The organism is Nocardiopsis sp. LDBS1602, assembly GCF_035818715.1.
In the GTDB taxonomy this organism is placed as follows: domain Bacteria; phylum Actinomycetota; class Actinomycetes; order Streptosporangiales; family Streptosporangiaceae; genus Nocardiopsis; species Nocardiopsis alba.
On sequence record NZ_JAYLVW010000001.1, the window covers coordinates 799,787 to 822,347 of the forward strand.

A 22,561-nucleotide genomic window follows, 5' to 3' on the forward strand; every position below is an offset into this window, starting at 1 on the left:
TTCCGAAAGGATCCGTCATGACCCTGACCATCGACCCCGCCCCGACCATCGGAGCCGTACGCCGCGGCGCCGCGTTCTCCGTGACCGCGGCGGCCACCCGCCGCTCCCTGCGCGCCGTCTTCCGCTCCCCCGCCCTGCTGATCAGCCCGCTCGCCCAGTCGCTCTTCTTCCTGCTGGTCTACTCCGGGCAGCTGAGCAACGTCGGAAGCGCCTACCTCGGTGGCCAGACCTTCATCGCGTTCCTGCTCCCACTGATCCTGCTCACCGGCGTCGCCACCGGGGCCGGTGCCGCCGGAACCCTGGTCCTGGCCGACATCACCAGCGGCTACCTGGACCGGCTCCGCATGGCCCACGGGACGGTCACTCCCTTCCTCACCGGAACGGTGATCGCCGTCCTGGCCGCCGTCGCCGTGCAGGCCCTGTTCACGACCGGTGGGGCGATGCTCGTCGGCTATCGGCCCGCCGACTGGGGCGCGACCCTCGGGATGGTCGCGATCATGCTGGTCCTCGGTGTCGCGGTCGCCCTGTTCAGCGTCGCCCTGGCGATCCGCACCGGGTCGTCGTCGAGCACCGGTCTGGTCACGCTGACCTTCTTCGGGCTCTCGTTCTTCACCGGTGTCTTCGCCCCGGTGGAGGAGCTCTCCGGATGGATGCGGGCGATCGCCACCGTCAACCCGCTGACCTCCATCATCGACACCGCCCGACAGGTGGAGAGCGGAGGCGACCTCACCTCCGGTCCCCTGGCGGCCGCGCTGCTGATTACGCTTATCGTCGCCGGGTTCATCTCCTGTGTCCTGGCGCTGGCCCACGCACGGAGGAACCGATGAGCACCGATACCGACACCCGCGCGCAGATCATGGACGCCTTCGGCGAGCAGTTCTCCGCCACCGGCTACCCGGGCATCTCCCTGCTGGGCGTGGCGCGCACGGTCGGCATCCGCAAGCCCTCGATCTACCACCACTTCCCCGGGGGCAAGGAGGATCTCTACGCGGCCGTGGCGATCCGGTTCATCGAGACGACGCACGAGCGGATCACCGAGGCGCTGGCCGAGGGCGAGACCTTCGAGGATCGGCTGAAGGCGCTGGTGCGGGTCAGTGTGGAGCACACGGGGGCGACGGTCTCGTTCGAGCAGCGCGTCTACGACGCCCTCGACCTGGTGAGCGACGAGACCAGGGAGCGGGTCTCCGGGCTCTATGTCGGCCAGGTCCTCGACCCGGTGGTCACCCTCTTCACCGAGGCGGTGGAGGACGGGCACATCGAGGGGGATCCGCACTTCCTCACCAACGCGTTCCTGCACCTGGCGCGCGGCGCGAGCCTGGAGAACGCGGGGGCGACCGTCGACCTGTTCCTCAACGGGGCCCGCGCGAGGTAGGGCCGGGATCGCCGGGCGGTGTGCTCTGAGAACCACATCGCCCCCGCCCGTTTCCCGTGTCCTTCCGCCCGAAAAAACCTTACTTTCCCGATAGGTTTTACCGGGTGGACCTTCTCCTCGCCGTCCTGGCCGGCTTCACCGTCGCCGCGGTCACCACCCCGGTCGGGATCTCCGGGGCCGTGCTGCTCCTGCCCGTGCAGTTGAGCGCGCTGGGCATGCACGGCCCCGCGGTCAGCGCCACCAATCTGCTCTACAACGTGGTCGCCACCCCGTTGGGGCTGCGCCGCCTGGTCCGCTCGGCCCGTGGGCACGGCGCCGAGATGGCGGTGGCGGTGGCGGCCGCCGTGCCGTGTTCGATCGTCGGCGCGGCCGTGCGGGTGACGTGGCTGTCCGACCCCGACCTGTTCCGCGCCCTACTGGCGGTGCTCATGTTCGGGATGGGGCTGCGCCTGCTCATCGTGCGCTCCCGAAAACGACCCGAACCCGCACCGAACGCCCCGGCCCGTGGACGTGGAGTGCTCGCCCTGGCCGCCGGCGGCGCCGCTCTCTTCGGCGCCGCCGTGGGCATCGGCGGCGGATCCCTCCTGGCCCCGCTGCTGGTCGGGGTGGGCGGATGGCTCACCTCACGGGCCGCGGTGGTGGCGCTGTCCACCACCCTGACCACCTCGGTGGTGGGCCTGACCGCCTACGCGGTCTTCGACCTGGTCGGCTTCGGCGCCGCCCCGGCCGCCCCGGACTGGGGTGTGGGACTGGCGTTGGGGGTGGGCGGCATGGCGGGGTCCCTGGTGGGGATCGGTCTGAGCCGGCGCCTGGGAGAGCAACCGCTCCGGTTCCTGTTGGGCGGGCTCATCCTCCTCACCGGGGTCTCCTATCTGGTGGGCCTGGTCCGCTGACCCCGTCGGTCCACCCGACATCGAGACGGCCCTCGGACAGAAAAACCTCTCCTCTCTCACCGGGATCACCGATAGATTCTTCGCCGATGAACGACGATCCGCCCCGGCGATCCCGGGAAGCACTGAACCGTCTGGTCGCGGCCGCGGGCCTGCCCTCCGTGACCTCGGTCCGGCCGATCAACGGCGACGGGGACGGGCTGGACAACCACCTCGTCAAAGCGGAGCTGACGGACGGCCGCGCGGTCGTGCTGCGCCGGAGCCGCGTCGAGTCCGCCTCCCCCGAGAGCCGAATCGGGTTCCTACGGGCCAACGGCGTCACCACGCCCGAGCTGTACGCGGCCGACGGCGAGGGCGCCTCGCTCTGGGAGTTCGTGCCGGGACGCACCCTGGCGGAGGCGGTCGAGACGGGCACCGCCACCGACGCGGTCTGGCGCCGCACCGGCGAGGCCTTGGCCGAGGTCCACGGCGTCGTCTTCCCGGCTCCCCTCCAAGGGCCCATCAATGTGGACGCCCTGACCTTACGACCGGTCGATCCGGTCGAGGAGCTGCACACGTCCCTTCACGAGAGCGCCGTGTGGGTCGAGCGAAAACGCCCCCACCTGTTGGAGGCTCTGCGTCGGGTGGAGAGCTTCGTCGCCGAGCACGCGGCCGAGATCCGGGCCGAACGGCCCACGGTCACCCATGGGGACATCAACCTGCTCAACATCGTCGTCACCGACGACGAAGCGGTGCGGTTGATCGACTGGGACTTCCCGACGGTGCGGTACCCCCTGGCCGAGCTCGCCGCCTTCGACGAACACGCCTACCTCCATGGCTTGGAGGGTCTCCCCCACGCCTTCTTCGAGGGCTATGGCCGTGCCGTGCCCGCGGACCTGCTGCTCGCGTACCGCGTCGTCGGCTGTCTGGGCTGGTTGTCCAGTGACGACTGGCGGGAATGGGACGAGACCCCGGATCTGCCCGGACCCGCGCGGGCCCGTCTGCGGGCGTGGCACGAACGTCTGCTCGCCTGGGCGGACCGGCTGCCCGACCTGGTGAAGGCCCTCGGGTAGAGGAACGGCACGAGAACCTCCCCGGCCCCGCGCGTGGTGTCGGTACACGGGGATCGATGACCGGTTCAGAGCAGGCCGCAGGCCCTGCGCGCGTGAGCGCGCTGCACCCCGATGGCCTGGAGGCTCGAGGCGCATTGCCCGGGGTTCGTGGCGCTGAGTCGGCAGGCCTGCCGGACCTTCGTGCCGATGACGTACCTGCCCAGGTTTTCGAGATAGAGCATGCAGCGGCCGGTATCCATGGCCTCGGTTTCGAGGGAATGCTCGGACGCGGAGGCCGGAGTGGCCGTGAGCCCCATGGAGAGAAAACATACGGCGAGCAATGTCGCGATTTTCTTCGCCACAACATATCCTCACATTTCTCGAGTTCGAGAGTGCCGTCAGTCTGGCATGAGGAGTACACGCGACGCGAGTGGAGTTTGTCGCCCGATCACGTTCGGTGATATTCACGGAGAAATCGGTGGCGTCCCGGGTACGCGGGGTTCCGAGAGTCACTCTCCGAAGGCGGACGACCCCGCCGGTGAGCCTCATGGGGATGACGGGGTCTTCGACTGCCAGCGTGACCGGTGAGGTGCTCGGGGCCTGTCGGACGCCGTGTCCCTGGTCGACGGTGGTCGGTCGTCGAAGAAGCTCGAGCCCTGAATATCGAGGAGACCCTTCATACCCCCATCGCCACTCATGGTGAGCCGGTCACCGCGGCGGTGAAATTCCACCTGGAACGCCAGAGGGGTTTCGGTATAGAGGGACGTGCCATAAGCGGAATATCAGGAACCCTCGTGGGGGCGTCGTTCCCAGAGCGAAAGTCCCCACCTTCTCGGTTCCATGGCGAGAGCGATGGAAAGGGGTCAAGGGCAGTCGCCGCACACTGTTCCTCGACGCCCTTCGCCGTGCTCGCAGCGGGTTCGGAGAGCTCCCATCGATGATCTAGCCCTTGTAACGTTCGGCGAATTCCGCGCCCCAGGAATCCATGACCTTCACGATCGGTTCGAGGCTCCGACCCGATTCGGTAAGGGAGTACTCGACCCGTGGTGGCACCTCGGGGTAGGACGTGCGTCGAACGATCCCGTCCTCTTCGAGTTCACGCAACTGACGGGTCAGGGTCTTGGTGTTCGCCAGAGGCACCAGACGCCCGAGCTCGTTGAACCGCCGGGTACCCGCGAGGAGATGCTTGACCAGGGTCAGTTTCCACGTCCCTCCGAGCACCGAAACGGCGACCTCGACAGGGCACACCTCCATGGCTCGTTCCACCGGCAATCGCATCGCGCCTCCTAGGGGACATAAATGTCCGTACTGGAAAAATGTACCCTGAATCGAGACCATGGCCCCATGAGGCAGACCACGACGAAGCCCGCGACGATCCTCTGGGTCAGCGCCCACCCCGAGCCCCTCTCCTTGAACGGCGGCCTGCGACGCGACGCCATCGCGTATCTGCGCGAATCGGGGCATACGGTCCTCGAATCCGACCTGTACGCCATGGATTGGGACCCCGTTCTCCGGGCCCCGGACGGCGGGCACTCCCCTGAGGAGACAGCGCCTATGTTCCGCGTGAGCGCGGACACCCGGAATGCCTATCTCGCCAATGCCCAGCCTCCCGAGGTCGCGAGAGAACAGGAGAAGATCCGCAGGGCCGACGCGGTCGTCGTCCAATTCCCACTGTGGTGGTACGGCATGCCCGCGATTCTCAAAGGATGGTTCGATCGTGTATTCGTCAACGGTTTCGCCTTCGGCATCGATTCGGTGAGCCGACGCCGACTCCGCTTCGAACAGGGTCCGTTCGTCGGAAAGCGCGCTCTGGTCGTCACCACCCTCGGCGATCGTCCGCGTTCGATCGGTCCCCGTGGAAAATCCGGTGAACTGCGAGAACTGCTCTTCGGACTGCTCCACGGCACGTTCGCCTACACGGGGATGAGCGTTCTACCGCCGTGGGCACTACCGAGCGCCGACCGCCTCTCCGACTACGAACAGGCGCGAGACGGCCTGCGGGAGCGCCTCGACCGACTGTTCATCGATGAACCGATCCCGTATCGACCGCAGTTCACCGGTGACTACACCGAGGAATGGGAGCTCGCTCCGCACGTGGACCCCGGCGAATCGGGCCTGAGGGTGCATGTCGATCGCGAAGCGGACGCCTAGCCTCGAGCCACCGACGTGGTTCGAGGCGGTCCGGCACCGCGCAGAACACCACGCGCCTCAACGCGACCGTTGAGGGCTGTGACGGGTGAAGGAATGGTCCGAGAACCACGCCCCGAGCCCGCTCTTAGACCCGCCCCATCCCCACGTACGTGGGGCCCACCGGGCGGCCAGCCAGGTCTGGTCGGCGCCGGTCGGTCCATCCCCACGTACGTGGGGTTCACTGGGTCGAAGCGCACTGCGTCATTCCCGACGGCGGCCCACCCCCACGTGCGCGGGGCTCACCTGGGGCACCATAAAAAACACAATCGTTAATGGAGGTCCATCCCCACGTACGTGGGGCTCACAGCCGGACGGCTCCCATCGCGATCACCCTGACCGGTCCATCCCCACGTGCGTGGGGATCACTGAACCGGCTCCGGAAACAGGGGTGGGTGGTGCGGTCCATCCCCACGTACGTGGGGATCACTTGGTAGCACCATAGACCTTGGGTCGACGGCGCGGTCCATCCCCACGTGCGTGGGGCTCACTGAAAAGGCCCGGCGAGGTGTTCCTGCCGTGCCGGTCCATCCCCACGTGCGTGGGACTCACAGGGTTCCTCGAGCGCCGTCCCCGGTCGGCGCCGGTCCATCCCCACGTGCGTGGGGCTCACGAAACGATCCCCGTAATAGCCCTCCTCCTCGGCGGTCCATCCCCACGTGCGTGGGGCTCACGGGAGTGTTACCTCCACCTCGGGCAGCCACGTCGGTCCATCCCCACGTGCGTGGGGCTCACGCTTAATGACCTGTGACAACGCAGGGCGTTATCTCCACGAGACCTACCGGCCGGTTAAGAAAACACCGGTCTCCGCGACCCATCGCGGAACCCTGCGTGGCGCCGATTCCACCTCTCTCCATGTTCTCACGAACGCCAGAGCACACAGGAGAATCCGAGCACACCGGCGGCGCAAGGGCCGCTCCCCACCCGGCCCACCCACCGGCACGGCGAGCAGACCGGGCGAACACACCTCAGGGCTTGATGAGGACCTTCAGGCTCTTGCGCTCGTCCATGTCCCGGTAACCGGCGGGCACTCCGTCCAGGTCGGTGGTAGCGTCGAAGACCCTCCCCGGCTCGATGGTCCCGTCGAGGATGTCGGGCAGGAGCTCCTCGATGTAGGCGCGCACTGGAGCGGGCCCACCCGCCAGGCGGATGTTGTGCCGGAACAGGCTCGCGAAGCCGATCGGGGCCTCCTCGTACTGCGGAACACCCACCCGGCTGATCACACCGCCGGGGCGGACGACGCCCACGGCCTGCTCGTAGGCGGGCATGTGTCCGACGGCTTCGAGGACGGCGTACGTCCCCTGCCCTCCGGTGAGTTCGCGGACGCGGGCGATGCCCTCCTCGCCGCGTTCGGCGACGACGTCGGTCGCTCCGAACTCGCGTCCCAGATCGGTCCGGTCGGTGTGCCGGCCCATGAGGACGATCCGTTCGGCCCCCAGTCGCTTGGCCGAGAGCACGGCCATCAGGCCCACCGCCCCGTCCCCGATCACGGTGACGTCCTGGCCGGGGAGCACGCCCGCGGCCTTGGCCGCGTGGTAGCCGGTGCCCAGCACGTCGGCCAACGTCAGCAACGAGGGGATGAGCGCCGAGTCGGGCGCGACCGGCAGCTTGACCAGGGTGCCGTCGGCCAGCGGCACTCGAACCGCCTCGGCCTGGCCGCCCTCGTTCTGAAGACCGTCCCAGAAACCGGCCTCGTGGTGAGAGCAGGAGGTCTGGAGGTTCTCTCGGCAGTATTCGCACGCGTTGTCGGAGATGGCGAACGGCGAGACGACCAGGTCGCCTCTCTTGAGCGTGGCCACCTCCGTTCCGACCTCCTCGACGACGCCGATCAGTTCGTGCCCCATCCGGGCGGGGCCTTCGTCGGCGGTCATGGAGTGGTAGGGGTGCAGGTCGCTCCCGCAGATACAGGACGCGGTGATGCGGACCAGGGCGTCGGTGGGGTTCTCGATCCGAGAGTCGGGAACGTTCTCGACGCGGACGTCTCCGGCTCGGTACATGAGTGTTGCGCGCATGGTGACTTTCTCTTTCGGGGTCGTTCGTCGTCGTGGACCGCCGTCTCCGGCGGACGTGTGTCGGGTCAGCTCAGGGCGTTGACCGACTCGGGGCTCATCTCCGCGGCACGGCTGCGTTGGATCAGGGCCAGCGCGGTCGCGGGGATCAGCGTCAGGGCGGCGATGACCGCCCCGACGAGGACGGGGCCCGTGGTGCCCAACCCGGTTCCGAGGGCGATGCCGCCGATCCAGGAGGCGATCGCGGTGCCGAGGTTGAAGGCGGCGACGCTGAGCGAGGAGCCGAGCGTGGGCGCATGCGAGGCGTAGCGGACCGCCAGCGAGATCAGCACCGGGTTCGCGCCCAGACCGAACAGGCCGAGCAGGACGAGGAGGATCGTCGTCGGGATCGACACGCCGGCGACAAGGGCGAGCGCCGTCAGGATCAGGGCGGTCGCCAGTGGAGCGACGATCGTGGCCGTGTGCGGGCGACTGTCACCGATACGGCCGCCCAGAAGGGAGCCGACCAATGAGCCGACGCCGAAGCCGGCGAGCACCAAGGGAACGAGGTTCGCGGGGATACCCGTGCGCTCGGTGAGCAGCGGGGTGATGTAGGAGTAGGCGGCCAGGACACCGCCGGTGGTGGCGGCGCAGGTCGCCAAGGCCAGCCACAGCCTGCCGGAGTTCAGGGCGGCCAGTTCCGAGCGGATCGACACCGACCCGTGGTCGGCGCCACCGCGGGGAACGTGCCGGGCGATCATGGGGATCGCGACGACCGCGAGGATCGCCAGCGCCCAGAAGGTGCCGCGCCAGCCGACGAACTGGCCGAGGAGCGCGCCGAGAGGAACGCCCAGGACGGTCGCGAGCATCCCACCGGCGTTGACGACGCCGACGGCGCGCGAGGCCATCCCGGGACCCGCGACGCGGGTGGCGACCACCGCGGCCACGGCCCAGAACGCGCCGGTGGCCAGAGCGGTGAGGAAACGCGCGGCGAGCAGCACCCCGAAGTCGGAGCCGACTGCGACGATCACGTGTCCGACCGCGAACACGCCCAGGGCGAGCATGAGCGTCACCCGCCGGGGCACGCGCAGGGTCAGCATCGCCATGAGCGGCGCGCCCACGATCATGCCGATCGCGAAGACCGTGATGAGCGTTCCCGCACGGGCGACGCTCACCTGGAGATCGGCGGCGATGTCGGGCAGGATCCCGGCCACGACGAACTCCGTCGTGAGCATCAGGAACGTCCCCAGTGCCAGGACGTAGATGACGAAGGGGAGTCGGGACGAGCGGCCCTTCAGGGGAACCCGAGTGGCTTCGTCGTGCATGGTGGACCTCGTGTCGTGGTGATGCCTTCGCTGTCACCTCCACTCCACCGGCCACGGCCGTCACGGAGAAGGCCGAGTTAATGGGGGGTACGATCTCGACCCCCTTAAGGCGCCCACCTGTGCCTATCGTGGACGACATGGACAATCGCGCGGACATCAAGGGCTTTCTCGCCAGCCGGCGTGCCAAGTTGTCACCGGAACAGGTCGGGCTTCCGCCCGGCACCCGCCGCCGGGTCCCCGGTCTGCGCCGCGAGGAGGTCGCGGTCCTGGCCGGTGTGAGCATCGAGTGGTACACCCGGCTGGAGAAGGGCCACATCGCGGGCGTGTCCGAAGAGGTACTCGACGCGGTCGCCCGGGCGCTCCGCCTGGACGACGAGGAGCGCACCCACCTGTTCGACCTGGCCCGCGCCGCGCGTCCGGCCCACCGCAAGGCGACCCGACGGCGCGAGGTGGCCCTCGCCCCGCCCGTGCAGTGGATGCTGGACTCCATCACGATGTCGGCGGCGTTCGTGCGCAACGGCCGCCTGGACGTGGTCGCCACCAACGCCCTGGCCCGAACCCTGCACGCGCCGATGTTCGCCGGCCCGACGACGTCCGCCCACGGTCGGGCCAACTTCGCCCGCTACCACTTCCTCGACCCGGCATCCCGGGACTTCTTCGTGGACTGGGAGGACGGGGCCGCGATGACCGTGGCGCTGCTGCGAGCCGAGGCCGGACGCGAACCCTACGACCAGGCGTTGCGGGAGCTCATCGGGGAGTTGTCCACCCTCAGCGAGGACTTCCGCGCCCTGTGGGCCTCGCACGACGTGCGGATCGACCACAGCGGCGTCAAGCGCATGCACCATCCGCAGGTGGGCGATCTGGAGTTGACCTTTCGTTCCCTGGACCTGCCGACCGCACCGCGGGCCGTGCACGACCTGTCGCTCTACACCGCCGAGCCGGGGACCCCGCACGAGGAACGGCTCAAGCTCCTCGCCAGTTGGGGCGCGTCGACGGCGGAAGAGGGGACTCGGAAGGATTCCGAAGCGCCCTGACCCGGGCCCGGGTTCCCGCCGATTCCGGGGTCGGAGGCCGGTGGAAGTGTGGGGCCGCCGGGACCAAGGGCGAGAGGCGGAGGCAGCAGGGTTCGGGCGTGTTCGGGTGGCCGGCCGCTCAGGCCTGGGACCGGAACTCGGTCAGGGCGACGGCGAGGTCCGCGCCATCCCAGGCTTCCACGAACTCCGCGAACCTGTCGGCCTCGGTGTCGCTCAGGCCGTTCTCGATGCCGTAGGACGCCCACTCGTCGAGGTGGTCGCGACGCTCGATCTCCTGGAAGGCCGCCTCCATGAACTCGTCCTCTTCGTCGAGGGGCTCGTCGGGGCCGTTCAACCAGATCTCGTGCAGCGCCGCGTCGTCCAGTTCACGTATCTGCTCCGCGTAGGGCGAGGGAGAAGACTGCTCGCCGGGTCCGCCGGTGAGGGTGGCTTCGGAGCGGTCGTCGTGCACGGGCTTCTCCGTTCAGGAGCAGGGGATGCTGTGGTGAAGGGCAGGGAGTCTCCGCGTCCGCCCCTCCCCCGGGTTCTTGAGAACGTAGCCCATCCCCACGTGCGTGAGGCTCACCCCCTATTCTGTCGGACTCGGCGGTCGACGTGGCCCCGTCCACGTCTGCTCCCGACCATCGGAATTCACGGAGTGCCCCGCGTGCGACACACCCGCCTCGCCCCGCCCACCGAACTCCTCAACGAGCTGCGCGATGCCCGCACCGGCGGCGAAACCCGGCTCAAGGACGTGCTGGAGAACCATGGCCTACGCACGCTGACCGGAGGTCTCCAGAACAGCGTCTACGCCTGGGAGGGTCCCGATGGCGAGCCCGTCTGCATCAAGCTCTACACCAAGGGGAATCATCGTCGACGCGTCGAGCGCGAATGGGCGGCCCTGACCCTGCTCGCCGAACACGGGGTCGGCGACGTCCCCCGCCCGCTGTGGCTCGACGATGCCGGCGACCTCCCCGCGATCGGCATGAGCCTGGTCGCGGGAACGCCGCTCCTGGAGAGCGCCGACCGCGAAGCCGCCCTCAGAGGCTTGGCCCACGCCACGCGACGCATGCAGAACGTGCCCTTGTCCGGTCTGCTCGCCGACGTCGAGCGCGTCGACTCCGGCTCCCACTACCTGCTGCGTCTCACGGAAGGTTGGCCCAGACTCCTGGCGGAACACGAGAACGACCCTCTGACCCGCGACATGCGCGCCCTGCTCATGACCTGGTACGACAGCGGCGACGCCGAACTCGTGGGGGAGAAGGCGGACCCCGCCGTGTTCTCCCGGGGAGACTCCAACCTGCTCAACTGGCTCCGCGACGGCGACAGAAGTCCGTGCGTCGACTTCGAGTACAGCGGGCACAGCGGTGTCTCATTCGACGCCGCCGACCTGATCGAGCACATCAGCGCTCGCGAGATCCCCGACAGCACCTGGATCGCGCTCCTGCCCGACCTCGGCGTCACCGCTGCCGGCAGGCACCGGTTCCTCGCCGCACAACGCACCTGCGCCCTGCGCTGGCTCGCCGTTCTGTGGAAACAGCGGCGTAACCGCGCCGCCAGGTTCGCCGCCCAGCACGCCCGCGTACGGCTCTTGCAGCGTCTCGACAACCCCTGGCGCGGTTGAATCCGCCGGACAGCGCATGAGCACGAACCGCTGAGCCACCCGTCCCCACATGCGTGGGGCTCACTCCATGACCTCAGCCTCCCCGTGGGGCGGCGCCGGTCCATCCCACGTACGTGGGGCTCACCCCGAACTTCTGGGAGACCGGATCGCGTCCCGCGGTCCATCCCCACGTGTGTGGGGCTCACCCACCGGGACCAGGCTGCCCTTTTCGATGACCGGTCCATCCCCACGTGTGTGGGGCTCACGCTTAATGACCTGCGACAACGCGAGGCGTTATCTTCGCGAGACCTACTCGCCGGTTAAGGAACAGCCGGCCTCGACCATCCCTCTTCGACAACACCCAGCGCCGTTCCACTCCCCAGCATGTTCTCACGAACACCGAAGCCCTCTAGAACCACAGCCCCCCGCCCCTCCGACCTCACCACTGACAACCGGCCATGAGAACCCGCGCCCACTCCAACACCATCCCGAACACGGCACCGGCCGAGGAGAGACCGCGGTCCAACAGCATGCGACAGCGCCAGGTCTCGCCCTCGCAAGACCCGTTCACCAACCACCACCGGCCGACCGCGACCTCCCCTCGCACCGTTCCGCACCCCTACGAAATCAGTTCACGCCACGCGGGTCGAAGAACTCGGTGTCGATCACCAAGGGCTCGGGGAACGCGTTGGCCACCGCGTCCCATCGCGTCAGCTTGAAGTTGGTGCTCTCCCGCTCCCCATCCGCCGGCGTCTCCTCACCGTCGTGGGTGACCAGCAGTCCCTGGGGGAAGGCGTCGCCCAAGGGGACGTTGACCACGGTGGCGCCGTCGGAGTGCTGGGTCCCATCAGTGGCGGGGCCGTCGACGATGGCGAAGGAGCCGACGTAGTCGTTGTCACCGCCGCGCTCGTACACGGCGAAGGTGTCGTCTCCCTGGCTGGAGACGAGCACGTATCCGGCGCCATCACCTGCGTGGTAGAGGGTCACGCCCTCGGCGTCGGCGGAGATGTTCTCACCGCCGAACCCGGGGTCGTTCTCCGTGTCGAGGACGCACTCCTCGTCAGCGGTCTCGTCGTACGTCCACGGCGTGCCGTATTCACGAACACGGTCGATCAGCTCCGCGTCGGCGAACTCGTCCTTGTCGAGCTCGATGCGCCACAGCCCCACGGTCTCCTGACCGGCGTAGAGGACGTGCTCCTCCTCGTCGACGGCCATGCCCTCGACCTGGGGACGCTCGCCGGGGTCGGCGCATGGCGTCCACTCGGTGCCGTCGGGCAGGGTGAAGGTGTCGGGGAGTTCGAGCGTGTCCTCGGTCTTGTATCCGACCAGCCCGCCCTCGTCCTTCAGCTCTAGGAGCCGCAGTCGGGTCTCTTCGCGCTGGGACACCACCACGAAGGCATCGTCGTCGTGCTTGTAGGTGGTCAGCCCGTAGGAGGTTCGCTGGTCGTCCACCTCGGCCTCGTCCGCGGCGAAGACCGGCCGGACGTCGGGCGCGGTCACGTCACTGAGCGGCGGTCTGCCCTCCGCGACGGCGTCGGGGTCGATGGCGAAGGCGCGGATCCGGTCGCGCCCTCGGTCGCTGACGATCGCCAGATCCGTCTTCTCGCCGTCCAGCTCGAACCCGTAGAGGACGTCGACGTTGTTGAACCGGCCGGGGGCCGCCTCCTCGTCGGGGGCCTCGGGCGCCGGGATGTGCTGGATGCGCTCGCCGTCGAGCCCGTAGACGTCGAGTCCGGCCTTCTTCAGGGTTCCGATGACGATGCTGCGCTCGGGGTCGTCGGGGTCGATCCAGACGGCCGGGTCGTCGGCGTCGGCGTTGCCTCCCGCCTCGTCGTCGTACACCGGAGGTGTCTCGACGCTCGCGGTGACGGGTACCGGGGGCTGGGCGAAGGAGCCGGTCGCCACGAGGAGGGCGGCCAGTGTGGTCGGGACGGAGGCGTTCACGGTACTCCTCGGTAGGGGGAGTTGGACGCCGAGATGGTACGGGGCGGCCGACGAAGGCGACGGGACGCTCTCATGAACAGTGTGCGACCAGTCGGTTCCCCCTGGTCACGACTGTCGGGCGGACCCAGCCCCCTGTGCTCGCCCGCTGGAGCGCAGACGCTGGGCCCCCGGACCTGCACCATCTCTCCGGGCCCGTACCGACCTTGTCGAGGATGGGCCCGGCAGCCCGGGGCCAATGCCCGGCAGCCTCCCCCGCCCGTGCCCTCGGTTCCTTCCGTCAGCCGGCCGAGGCGTCCTTGATGAGGGGAACGTCCCGGCACAGCTCGCGGAACCCGGCGCCGTAGTACAGCTCGCGGGCCGCCGGGCGGCCTGGTGCCCCCAGGCAGGCCACCGTCGCGTGCACGGCCCCCGCCTCCCGCGCCAGCAGCATCCCGTGCAGGAGCAGCGCCCGCGCCAGGCCCAGGCGCCGGTGGTCGGGATGGGTCCCCATCGGCTCGAACTCGACGGTCCGGTTCACCTCGTCCAGCCACATGATGGTCGAGGCCGCCATCTCCCCGTCCGGCGCCTCCACCAGCACGTGCAGGTCGCCGCGGTACCCCGTCGTCTCCCGAAGGTCCCGGTAGGCCTCGACCGTGTACGCCCGGGGACCCCAGGCGTTCAGGTGGGCCCGGACCGCGGCCTCTCCCCCGGCCTCGTCGGCGGTGCGGAACCGGTACCCGTCCGGGAGCTTCGGAGATTCCACGTCGGTGAGGTCGCGCTGGTTGAGCTGGGTCCAGGAGCCGGTGTCCCCGAGCCCGTCCGGGTCGGGCACGTACCCGTGCGCCGCCCACCGTTCCAGGGCGAACCTGTCGGGGTCGCCCGGAAGCACGGTCCGTTCCAGGCCCGCAGCGGTGGCCTCGTACCAGTCGATCACCTCATCGACCAGCTCGGCGTGGTCGGGATGGACCTGATAGGCCAGATAGGCGCCGGTGGCGTTCGCGACCGACCCATCGCTGAGGCGGACGCTGCACGGCAGCTTGACCCAGCCCCACGCCACGAGTTCCCCACCGGAGAACCAGAGGCGGCGGCGCCATGAGGAGCCCTGAGCGGCGTGCGCACGACCCCAGTTCCAGGCCAGCTCGCCGAACGAGGCGTCGCTGTTCACCAACTCCGGGTGAGTGGCGGTGATGCGCTGGGCCAGGCCCTGCATGAGTTCCACGTCGGCGGCGGTCAGAAACTCCGAAGTCGTCATGGCGCCTCACAGTGTCAGGAAACCGCAGGCTTATCCACGGGTTTTCCGACCACTCCCCCGCCCCAGTACCTCGAGGTGTTCGGTGTGGTCGTCGAAGGCGGCGAAGCACACGCGATCCACCCCACGTGCGTGGGGCTCATCTGATACGTATCTGCGGAATGCGCACCTGTCTTCGGGAAAGGAGGTGATGAAGCGGTCGGTGTCGGGCGCCCGTCGATAAGACACGATCGCGCCCTCGCATCGCGCAGGAACCGGTCACCTGAGCAGGGGAGCGAGATAACCGCCATCGTCGTCGATCAGGGCGGTGAGCAGCCGCCCTGGATTCCAGTCCTCGCCTCCGCCTTGGGCGAGCCAGATGTCAAAGTCGCGGAGCTGGTCGAGAACCGCGGCGCCACGGATGAGTACCGGGCCATGCACCGGATCCATATGACGAGCGGCGATCTCCACCGCGGCGGCGCCCGCCTCCGAATCGACGTACGTGCCTTCCTCGGACACGCAGGCCTCGTACACCAGTCGGCAGAGGTCGATCTCGACCGGACCGAGCACGGCGAACTCGAAGTCCAGCAGGGCGACGACCTCACCATCCCAAAGTGCGTTCATCAGGGCCAGGTCGCCGTGGTCGACGACCTGCTCGACCATGGGCGCGGCCCGAAAGTAGCCCTCGATGATCTCGTGGAACCGTGACCGCTGGGCGCTGGACAGTCCGAGCACGGCTCCGGCTCGTCCGGCCGATGCCGTGGCGTCGCCGAGTGTCGCCGGTACGAAACCCCCGTGCGTCGCGACATGTGTCTTGAGGGACGGGCTCGCGTCATGCACGATCTGAGCCCGAGCCCATAGCTGATGGATCGCCTGTCGTTGCTCCACAGGTGTCAGCGTCGGCCATGCCTCGTACAGGTTCCGGCCGTGCACCTCCGCGGTCACGATCCAGCCGTGGCCCTCGGTAACGCCCTCCCCGAGGATCTCCGGATGTGCGACCTCTCGTGGCAGGGCACGCACGAGCGCGGCCTCGCGAGCCATGCCGACGGGTGTATGCGCGATCCGCACGGCGATGCCGTCGCCGACCCACGTCGCGTTCGAGTACCCGTTCGCTCGCCGCATCCGCGTGAGTTCACCGCCGTAGCGGGCCGCCACCTCGGCGGCCAGGCCCCGGACGAAGGCGGCCTCGGAGGGGTCGCGATGCTGGTCGAGCGGATGGGAGGTCGCGCTGGGCTCTGGCATCATGCGAGCATCCTCCCACGGTCGCTCGGGCGCTGATCCGGTGGTGAGAGCACGACCCGCTCGGCCACTCCGTGGTCGGCCGTCGATCCTGTCGGTGAGCCGGATGTGCCGCACCTGCGAGGCCATCCGGGGCGTAGCGTTCTCGCTCGGTCCATCCCCACGTCCGTGGGGCTCACGGCAGGACAGGCATGTCGGTGTAGGTCGGTGTCGGTCCATCCCCACGTGCGTGGGGCTCACTGTTCTTCAGTTATCCACAGGCCCTGAAGCGCCGGTCCATCCCCACGTGCGTGGGGCTCACGCTTAATGACCTGCGACAACGCAGCGTGTTATCTTCGCGAGACCTACTCGCCGGTCAAGAAACAGCCGACCTCGACCATCCTTCACCGGCAGCGCCCAGCGCCACTTCCGCTCCCCGGCATACTCTCACGCACGCTGAAGCGGATGCGCGGCCGATCCGGCCTTCCCGGGGCCGCGCACCCGCCCCACCTCACCCCCCGACGAGGGCCCTGAGCACCACGTACAGCAGCGACGGTCCGAGCAGGCATCCCACGCCCGTGTAGAAGGTGGCGGTCATGGCACCGTAGGGCACCAGGCGCTTGTCGGTGGCCGCCAGCCCGCCCGCCACACCGGAGGTGGTGCCCATCAGGCCGCCGTAGACCATCGCGGACTTGGGGTTGTTCAGTCCGATCAGCGGGGCGATCAGCGGCGTTCCCACCATCACCACCACGGACTTGACGAGCCCGGCTGCCACGGACAGCGCGATCACCTCCGAGCTCGCTCCCACCGCGGTCCCGGTCACCGGACCGACAATGTAGGTGGCCGCGCCGGCGCCGATGGTCGCCATCGACGCGGCGTCCGTGTAGCCGAAGGCGGCGGCGATCGCCGCCCCGACGGCGAACGAGACCAGTACGCCCAGCACGAGCGACAGCACTCCGACCAGTCCGGCGCGTTTGATCTCGCGCAGGTCCACGCCGTAGGCGGTGGAGACGATCGCGAAGTCCCTCAGCATCGCGCCGCCCAGGAGGCCCAGGCCGGAGAAGACCGCGATGTCGGCCAGCCCGTGCTCACCGCCGGTGACCCATCCGCCCCAGTACGCCAGCGCCAGGCCGAGGATGATGGCGATGGCCGAGCCGTGCAGCCAGCCGCGGGTGAGCTTCTTGGACAGCCATACGGAGATCGCCATCAGCCCGCCGACCACCACGAAGGCCACGAGCAGGTCGTTGCTCTCGAAGACGCCGATGATCCGGTCCATCTCAGGCCTCCCGCTCTTCCTCGACCAGCGGCGGCAGCGGTTCCGCCGGTTCGCCGATCCGCGACAGGACGGGCACCAGGGCGGCCCCCACCGCGAGCGCCGCCAGGCCCGCGGTGATCGCCATCGGGCCGCCCGCGATCGCCTTGACCACGTTCTGTGTGGAGGCCATGGCGATGACGACGGGGATGTACATCGCGCTCCAGAAGAGCACGCCCTGCTCGGTGGCCTCGGGGAGTTTCCCGTTCCTGCGCAGGCGGTCGGAGACGACCACCAGCATGATCATGGCGAAGCCGACGCCGCCGACGTTGGCGTCGACGCCGACCGCGGCACCGAGGAGTTCGCCCACGAGCGCGCCCGAGAGCAGGCACACCGCCAGGGCTGCCACTCCGTAGAGGACCATCGTTTTCTCCTTGCTTCGGGGGGTGGCCTGCGGGAGCGCCGGGGGTGACCGGCGAGACGCCGGGGGACGGCCGTCGGGGGGTGGGAGCGAGCGGCGGTCAGGCGTCCGCGCCGGTGAACAGGTCCGTGTAGCGTTCGCGCAGTTCGGCCTTCTGCACCTTCCCCATGACGTTGCGGGGCAGTGCCTCGACGACGCGCACCGCGCGCGGCCGCTTGAATCGGGCGAGGTCTCCGGAGATGGACTCCAGCAGCTCCTCGGTCTGGAGTTCCCGCCCCGGCCGGGGGACGACGACGGCCGCCACGGCCTCGCCCAGGTCCGGGTGGGGGACGCCGATCACGGCGGACTCCAGCACCCCCGGATGCGCGTCGAGGAGCTCCTCGACCTCCTTGGGGTAGACGTTGTAGCCCCCGGAGATCACGAGGTCCTTGTCCCGGCCGACGATGCACAGGTGGCCGTCCTCGTCGACGCGGCCCAGGTCGCCGGTGATGAAGAAGCCGTCCTCGCGGAACTCGGCGGCGGTCTTCTCCGGCATCCGCCAGTAGCCGGAGAAGACGTTGGATCCGCGGACCTCGACGATGCCGACCTCTCCGTCGGGGAGCTTCCCTCCCGTCTCCCGGTCCGCCACCCGGATCTCGACGCCGGGGAGTGGCCGGCCGACCGTGCCGGGCTTGCGCGGCCCCTCGTAGGGGTTGGTGGTGTTCATCCCGGTCTCGGTCATCCCGTAGCGCTCGAGGATGGCGTGGCCGGTGCGGTCTTGGAAGGCCTCGGCGTCACTCGCGAGCAGCGGGGCCGAGCCGGAGACGAACAGCCGCATCGAGGCGCAGGACTCCGAGGTCAGCCGGTCGCTCTTCAGCAGGCGGGTGTAGAAGGTGGGGACGCCCATGAGCACGGTGGCGCGGGGCAGCAGGTCGATGACCGCGTCGGTGTCGAACCCGGACAGGTAGTGCATGGAGGCGCCCGCCGCCAGCGTCATGTTGACCGCGACGAAGAGCCCGTGGACGTGGAAGATCGGCAGGGCGTGAATCAGCCGGTCCTCGGAGGTGTACCGCCAGGCCTGGAGCAGCGCCTCGCAGTTGGAGGCGAGGTTGCCGTGGGTGAGCACGGCGCCCTTGGACCGCCCGGTGGTGCCGGAGGTGTACAGGATGGCCGCCGGGTCCTCGGCCGAGGCGTCGTGGTCCCCGTCGTGGCGACCGTCCCCTTCCAGGAGGGTGCCGTCGCCGGAGGTTCCCAGGGTCTCGACGACAAGGCCTTCGGCTTCGCGACCGGTGTGCTCGGCCCGGCGGTCGGGTGAGCAGACGAGTACGCGGGGCCGGGCGTCGCCGAGGAAGTACGTCATCTCCGCGTCGGTATAGGCGGTGTTGAGCGGGAGGAAGACCCCGCCCACGCGCAGGGTCGCCAGGTACAGCGCGACGGCCTCGGGGGACTTCTCCACCTGCATCGCGACCCGGTCGCCGGGGGTGACGCCGTCGGCGAGGAGGCGGGCGGCGATCCGTCGCACGGTCTCCTCGGTCTGCCCGTAGGTGATGCTCTCGCCGCCGGGCAGCTCGAACAGGGTCCGGTCCGGTCGCCGTCGCGCCTGCTCGGCGAAGGATCGGTGAATGGCCGTGAATGGCGCCATCGGTGGTGTTCCTCTTTCTCGTTCTATGCGGTGGAGGTGGCTCACGTGTCGGAGCCCGGGGCGTCCGGCAGCGCGTCCCGCAGGGGGCCGTCGAGCGCCACGGTGCGGCGGCGGACGAAGTCCTCGTGGCGGCGTTCGAGCTTGTCCGGCTCGTAGCGGTAGTTGACCATCGCGCCGTAGGACTGCCGCCAGGCCTGCTCCGAGGTGTTCGCGGGCCAGTCGAGCCTCCACGCGGCGGCCCCGTTGCCCAGGTGGAAGCGGGCGACCGGGTCGAGGGGCCGTCCGTCGTCGCGTTTCTCGGCCGCGATGTACCGGGCCAGGACGGGCAGGAGCCCGGGGCGGATCCGCGCGGTCTCCGTGGGGTCGAGGTCGGCCGGGCCGTCCGCGGCGTCCAGGTCCCGGACGAGTTCTCGCAGTTCGGTCTCGTTCTCGGCCCGCTCGTCGAGCCAGCGCCGGAACCCCGGGATCGGTGAGAGCGTGACGAAGTGCTCCAGATGCGGCAGCCGGTCGCGCACCTGCTCGATGACCTGCTTGATGAGGAGGTTGCCGAAGGAGATCCCGGTCAGGCCGTCCAGCGCGTTGTTGATCGAGTAGAGCGCCGCCGTGTCGGCATCCCGGGGGTCCAGGGCGGGGCCGGGCTCCAGCAGGGGGGCGATGTCGCCCGGGGTCCCCCGCACCAGGGCGACCTCCACGAAGATCAGCGGCACGTCGCCGGTGGCCGGGTGGAAGAAGGCGTAGATGCGGCGGTCCGCGGGCTCCAGGCGGCGGCGGAGTTCGGCGCGGTCCGCCATCGGGTGGACCTTCTCGTAGCGCAGCAGGTGGTCGTGCAGCCGCCGGGGCGAGTCCGGGGTGACCTCCGCCAGGCGGAGGAATCCGCGGTTGAACCAGGAGGCGAGCAGGTGGTGGAGGTCGTGGTCCAGGGGGCGTAGTTCCGGGTGGCGACGCATCAGCCGGCGCAGGTCCGCGCGCATCCCGACCAGGGCGAGCGTGGCGTCGGGCGCGTGGTTCATCCGGCGGAGCAGTCGCTGGCGTGCCGGCTCGACCGCGTCGAAGAGCTCGACCAGCTCCTCCTCGCCTCCGGATCCGCTGTTCCCGGCCTCGTCCCAGCGGTGGAAGGCGGCGCGGACCCGGTCGGGGTCGACGCCGTGGTCCTTGATGACGTGGGTGAAGAAGGCCGTTCTGCCGGGGTCGTCGAGCTCGCCGTAGGCGGTCAGGGCCCGCGCCGCGACCGCGCGGACGGAGGCCTCGCCCACGTCGCCCATGAGGATCTCGCAGTCGGTGAGCAGGCGGTCCAGGGCGGACGGCCCCGACGTATCGGCCGCCTGGGGGCCACCGTCGTGCCCCTCTTTCGCCGGTCGGACCGGACCGGTCTCGCGCGCTCCGTCGGGCCGCATCTCCGCTCCTTAAGTAACATACATCACTTGGGGTGATATATATAACAGAGAACGTAAGGTATGGAACAGTGGAGCGCAACCCCCTCAGTCGGTCGGCTAATCTGGGCACGGAGGTGTCGATGGCTCGGGTTCCGGAATCCCAACGCGTCCGGGACGCGCTGGAGAACGCCGTTGTCGAGGGCCGGTACCGGCCGGGTGAACGCCTGGATCCGGCGCGACTCGAGCTCGAGTTCGGATGCTCGCGCACACCGATCCGGGAGGCGCTCCAGGCCCTGGAACGCTCCGGGCTGGTGCAGATCCGCCCCAAGCAGGGCACGTACGTCACCGAGCTCGGCGTCTCAGAGCTGGCCGAACGCTTCGAGGTCATGGCCGAGCTCGAGGGAATGGCGGCACGGCTCTGCGCACGCCGCATCGAGCGGGAGTCGATAGAGCGGCTCGAGGACACCCTGCGCGCGTGCGAGCGGTACGCCACGGCGGGCGACGCCGACGGGTACTACTACGCCAACGCCGATTTCCACGGTGTTGTCTCCGAGGCGTGCGGCAACGAATACCTGCGACAGCAGGCCCACGCCCTCAAACGGGCACTCCAGCCGTACCGGAGGCTCCAGCTCCGGGTGCCGGACCGCATGCGACGCTCCCTGGCCGAGCACCGCGCGATCGCCGACGCCATCGTCGCCGGGGACGCCGAGGCCGCGGAGAACGCCGCCCGCGACCACGTTCTCGTGCAGGTCAAGGAGTTCAGCCAGCTCGTACGGACCTGGCGCCACCTCACCGATTCGGCACGCGACGCCGGGTAAGGGCCCCGGGTCGGACGCGATCGGTGCGGGTTTGGTCCATCCCCACGTGCGTGGGGCTCACCCCTCCAGGGCCTCCGCGAGCTTCTTACTGGGCGGTCCATCCCCACGTGCGTGGGGCTCACGCTTAATGACCTGCGACAACGCGAGGCGTTATCTCTATGAGACCTACTGGCCGGTTAAGGAACAGCCGACCTCGACCGTCCTACCCACCGACACCCCGGCGCCGCTTCCATCTCACCGCATGCTCTCACGAAAGCCGGACCGACCCGGAACAACGGCCCTTCCGAGCTTTCAGGCCACACCAAGCCCCCTCTCCCCACTCTTCCAGAGTCCTGAAGCCCCCGTTCAGTCTGCTGACACCGGTAGCAACCGGTAGGCGTCCCCGTCAGTGATGACCCGACCGGCGGTGGGCGGGGCGAAGTGGGTTCCGAGCAACAGGGTGTCGGTAGCGGCCAGAGATGTGAGCAGCGCACGGCGGGTGGCCTCGGAGCGCCGAGGATCGATGTCGACGCAGGCCCCGATGCCGGGATGGGCGAGCTGGATCGGGTGGTGGACGCAGTCGCCGGTGATCAGTGCCGTTTCTCCCTGGACGGCCAGTTCGACGGCGACATGGCCTGGGGTGTGGCCGGGGGTCGGGATCAGGCGTAGACCGGGTGAGATCCGCGCGCCTTCGGCCGGGACGTCGACCAGATCGAGCAGGCCGGTCTCTTCGATCGGGATCACCGAGTCGCGGAACATCTGGCGGCGCGTCTCGTCCATGTCCTGGCCGGCCCAGAACTCTCGTTCGGTTCGGCTGGTGAGGTAGCGGGCGTTGGGGAAGGTGGGCACCCACGCGCCGTCCACTTGTCGGGTGTTCCAGCCGACGTGGTCGGCGTGCAGGTGCGTGAGGATCACCAGGTCGATGGTCTCCGGCGGGAAGCCGGCCTCGGTGAGCCGCTCCAGGTAGTCGGTGCGCAGGTCGTGCCAGGCGGGGTTGGCCCGCTGCTTGCCGTTACCGATGCCGGTGTCGACGAGCACGCGCGATCCGTCCACGACGAACGCGAAGCTGTGGCTGTCGATGTGGAGGACGCCATCGTGGTCGGCGAAGTGGGGGCGCAGCCAGTCCTGGCCCAGCACCAGATCGGGGGTGGCGTCGGGTAGCAACCACGGTCCGGTCGCCGGTGGCAGCGGGACCTCGTCGACGCGGTGGACGATGACGTCGCCCACGGACCAGGAGGGGGTGGTGGAAGGGGTCCGCATGGTCTCTCGTTTCCTTTCTTCTTCGTTGGAGGCGATCGATGGCCTGACAGGGGTCGGCC

22 protein-coding genes and 1 CRISPR repeat array are annotated in these 22,561 nt (G+C 69.2%); of the genes, 8 read left to right on the top strand and 14 right to left on the bottom strand.

Annotation, left to right across the window (positions count from 1 at the left end):
* Positions 1 to 17 precede the first annotated feature (17 nt).
* The 4 genes from U9J66_RS03715 to U9J66_RS03730 all read left to right on the top strand — a co-directional run bounded on the left by U9J66_RS03715 (position 18) and on the right by U9J66_RS03730 (position 3,314).
* Positions 18 to 827 (top strand): ABC transporter permease, encoded by an 810-nt coding sequence (locus U9J66_RS03715; RefSeq protein ID WP_202421756.1) that lies wholly within the window; start codon positions 18 to 20, stop codon positions 825 to 827.
* Positions 824 to 1,372: a TetR/AcrR family transcriptional regulator gene (locus U9J66_RS03720; RefSeq protein ID WP_326337022.1), complete on the top strand. Its 549-nt coding sequence runs from the start codon at positions 824 to 826 to the stop codon at positions 1,370 to 1,372. Before U9J66_RS03715 ends, U9J66_RS03720 begins: the two co-directional genes overlap by 4 nt.
* A 104-nt stretch (positions 1,373 to 1,476) precedes the next feature.
* A complete protein-coding gene (locus U9J66_RS03725; RefSeq protein ID WP_326337023.1) occupies positions 1,477 to 2,265 on the top strand; it encodes a sulfite exporter TauE/SafE family protein in 789 nt (262 codons plus the stop codon).
* Between the two features lie 86 nt (positions 2,266 to 2,351).
* Positions 2,352 to 3,314, top strand: a complete 963-nt coding sequence (locus U9J66_RS03730) for a phosphotransferase family protein (protein ID WP_326337024.1) — start codon at positions 2,352 to 2,354, stop codon at positions 3,312 to 3,314.
* Positions 3,315 to 3,379: 65 nt separating this feature from the next.
* Here the strand turns inward: U9J66_RS03730 and U9J66_RS03735 are convergent, their stop codons facing one another.
* Complete coding sequence (locus U9J66_RS03735; RefSeq protein ID WP_017534671.1) at positions 3,380 to 3,655, bottom strand: hypothetical protein; 276 nt, start codon at positions 3,653 to 3,655, stop codon at positions 3,380 to 3,382.
* Between the two features lie 580 nt (positions 3,656 to 4,235).
* The gene (locus tag U9J66_RS03740; protein ID WP_272918491.1) at positions 4,236 to 4,571 is read right to left on the bottom strand and encodes a winged helix-turn-helix transcriptional regulator; all 336 of its coding nucleotides are present in this window, start codon (positions 4,569 to 4,571) and stop codon (positions 4,236 to 4,238) included.
* A 66-nt stretch (positions 4,572 to 4,637) separates the two neighbouring features.
* Between U9J66_RS03740 and U9J66_RS03745 the strand changes: the two genes are divergently transcribed.
* Positions 4,638 to 5,444 (top strand): NAD(P)H-dependent oxidoreductase, encoded by an 807-nt coding sequence (locus U9J66_RS03745; RefSeq protein ID WP_326337025.1) that lies wholly within the window; start codon positions 4,638 to 4,640, stop codon positions 5,442 to 5,444.
* Positions 5,445 to 5,575: 131 nt separating this feature from the next.
* A CRISPR array of direct repeats spans positions 5,576 to 6,209; the repeat unit is 23 nt; unit sequence CGGTCCATCCCCACGTGCGTGGG.
* A gap of 239 nt (positions 6,210 to 6,448) precedes the next feature.
* Here U9J66_RS03745 and U9J66_RS03750 read toward each other — a convergent pair.
* Positions 6,449 to 7,492: a zinc-dependent alcohol dehydrogenase family protein gene (locus U9J66_RS03750; protein ID WP_326337027.1), complete on the bottom strand. Its 1,044-nt coding sequence runs from the start codon at positions 7,490 to 7,492 to the stop codon at positions 6,449 to 6,451.
* 65 nt (positions 7,493 to 7,557) lie between these two features.
* On the bottom strand, positions 7,558 to 8,793 hold the full coding sequence (locus U9J66_RS03755) for an MFS transporter (protein ID WP_326337028.1): 1,236 nt from the start codon (positions 8,791 to 8,793) through the stop codon (positions 7,558 to 7,560).
* Between the two features lie 137 nt (positions 8,794 to 8,930).
* Here U9J66_RS03755 and U9J66_RS03760 point away from each other — a divergent pair, with 137 nt between their 5' ends.
* Positions 8,931 to 9,827, top strand: coding sequence for a helix-turn-helix transcriptional regulator (locus U9J66_RS03760; protein ID WP_326337029.1), 897 nt, complete (start codon positions 8,931 to 8,933; stop codon positions 9,825 to 9,827).
* Positions 9,828 to 9,945: 118 nt separating this feature from the next.
* Here the strand turns inward: U9J66_RS03760 and U9J66_RS03765 are convergent, their stop codons facing one another.
* The gene (locus tag U9J66_RS03765) at positions 9,946 to 10,278 is read right to left on the bottom strand and encodes a hypothetical protein (protein ID WP_326337030.1); all 333 of its coding nucleotides are present in this window, start codon (positions 10,276 to 10,278) and stop codon (positions 9,946 to 9,948) included.
* Positions 10,279 to 10,473: 195 nt separating this feature from the next.
* On the opposite strand from U9J66_RS03765, the gene U9J66_RS03770 reads away from it, so the two are divergent.
* On the top strand, positions 10,474 to 11,430 hold the full coding sequence (locus tag U9J66_RS03770) for an aminoglycoside phosphotransferase family protein (protein WP_326337031.1): 957 nt from the start codon (positions 10,474 to 10,476) through the stop codon (positions 11,428 to 11,430).
* Positions 11,431 to 11,848: 418 nt separating this feature from the next.
* On the opposite strand, the gene U9J66_RS03775 is transcribed toward U9J66_RS03770, so the two are convergent.
* The 8 genes from U9J66_RS03775 to U9J66_RS03810 form a co-directional block, all read right to left on the bottom strand.
* Positions 11,849 to 11,980, bottom strand: coding sequence for a hypothetical protein (locus U9J66_RS03775; protein ID WP_326337032.1), 132 nt, complete (start codon positions 11,978 to 11,980; stop codon positions 11,849 to 11,851).
* 56 nt (positions 11,981 to 12,036) lie between these two features.
* The gene (locus tag U9J66_RS03780; RefSeq protein ID WP_326337033.1) at positions 12,037 to 13,353 is read right to left on the bottom strand and encodes a phytase; all 1,317 of its coding nucleotides are present in this window, start codon (positions 13,351 to 13,353) and stop codon (positions 12,037 to 12,039) included.
* Between the two features lie 277 nt (positions 13,354 to 13,630).
* Entirely contained in the window at positions 13,631 to 14,584 is a 954-nt protein-coding gene (locus tag U9J66_RS03785) for a GNAT family N-acetyltransferase (RefSeq protein ID WP_326337034.1), read from the bottom strand.
* Positions 14,585 to 14,839: 255 nt separating this feature from the next.
* The gene (locus U9J66_RS03790) at positions 14,840 to 15,805 is read right to left on the bottom strand and encodes a phosphotransferase family protein (protein WP_326337035.1); all 966 of its coding nucleotides are present in this window, start codon (positions 15,803 to 15,805) and stop codon (positions 14,840 to 14,842) included.
* Positions 15,806 to 16,289: 484 nt separating this feature from the next.
* Entirely contained in the window at positions 16,290 to 17,054 is a 765-nt protein-coding gene (gene madM, locus U9J66_RS03795) for a malonate transporter subunit MadM (RefSeq protein WP_326337036.1), read from the bottom strand.
* Position 17,055: 1 nt separating this feature from the next.
* Positions 17,056 to 17,454: a malonate transporter subunit MadL gene (madL, locus tag U9J66_RS03800; protein WP_084570208.1), complete on the bottom strand. Its 399-nt coding sequence runs from the start codon at positions 17,452 to 17,454 to the stop codon at positions 17,056 to 17,058.
* 97 nt (positions 17,455 to 17,551) lie between these two features.
* Positions 17,552 to 19,072, bottom strand: a complete 1,521-nt coding sequence (locus U9J66_RS03805; protein WP_326337037.1) for a malonate--CoA ligase — start codon at positions 19,070 to 19,072, stop codon at positions 17,552 to 17,554.
* A gap of 41 nt (positions 19,073 to 19,113) precedes the next feature.
* Complete coding sequence (locus U9J66_RS03810) at positions 19,114 to 20,466, bottom strand: malonyl-CoA decarboxylase domain-containing protein (protein ID WP_326337038.1); 1,353 nt, start codon at positions 20,464 to 20,466, stop codon at positions 19,114 to 19,116.
* Between the two features lie 119 nt (positions 20,467 to 20,585).
* Between U9J66_RS03810 and U9J66_RS03815 the strand changes: the two genes are divergently transcribed.
* On the top strand, positions 20,586 to 21,263 hold the full coding sequence (locus U9J66_RS03815; RefSeq protein WP_326337039.1) for a GntR family transcriptional regulator: 678 nt from the start codon (positions 20,586 to 20,588) through the stop codon (positions 21,261 to 21,263).
* Positions 21,264 to 21,608: 345 nt separating this feature from the next.
* On the opposite strand, the gene U9J66_RS03820 is transcribed toward U9J66_RS03815, so the two are convergent.
* Entirely contained in the window at positions 21,609 to 22,502 is an 894-nt protein-coding gene (locus tag U9J66_RS03820) for an MBL fold metallo-hydrolase (RefSeq protein ID WP_326337040.1), read from the bottom strand.
* Positions 22,503 to 22,561: the final 59 nt, after the last annotated feature.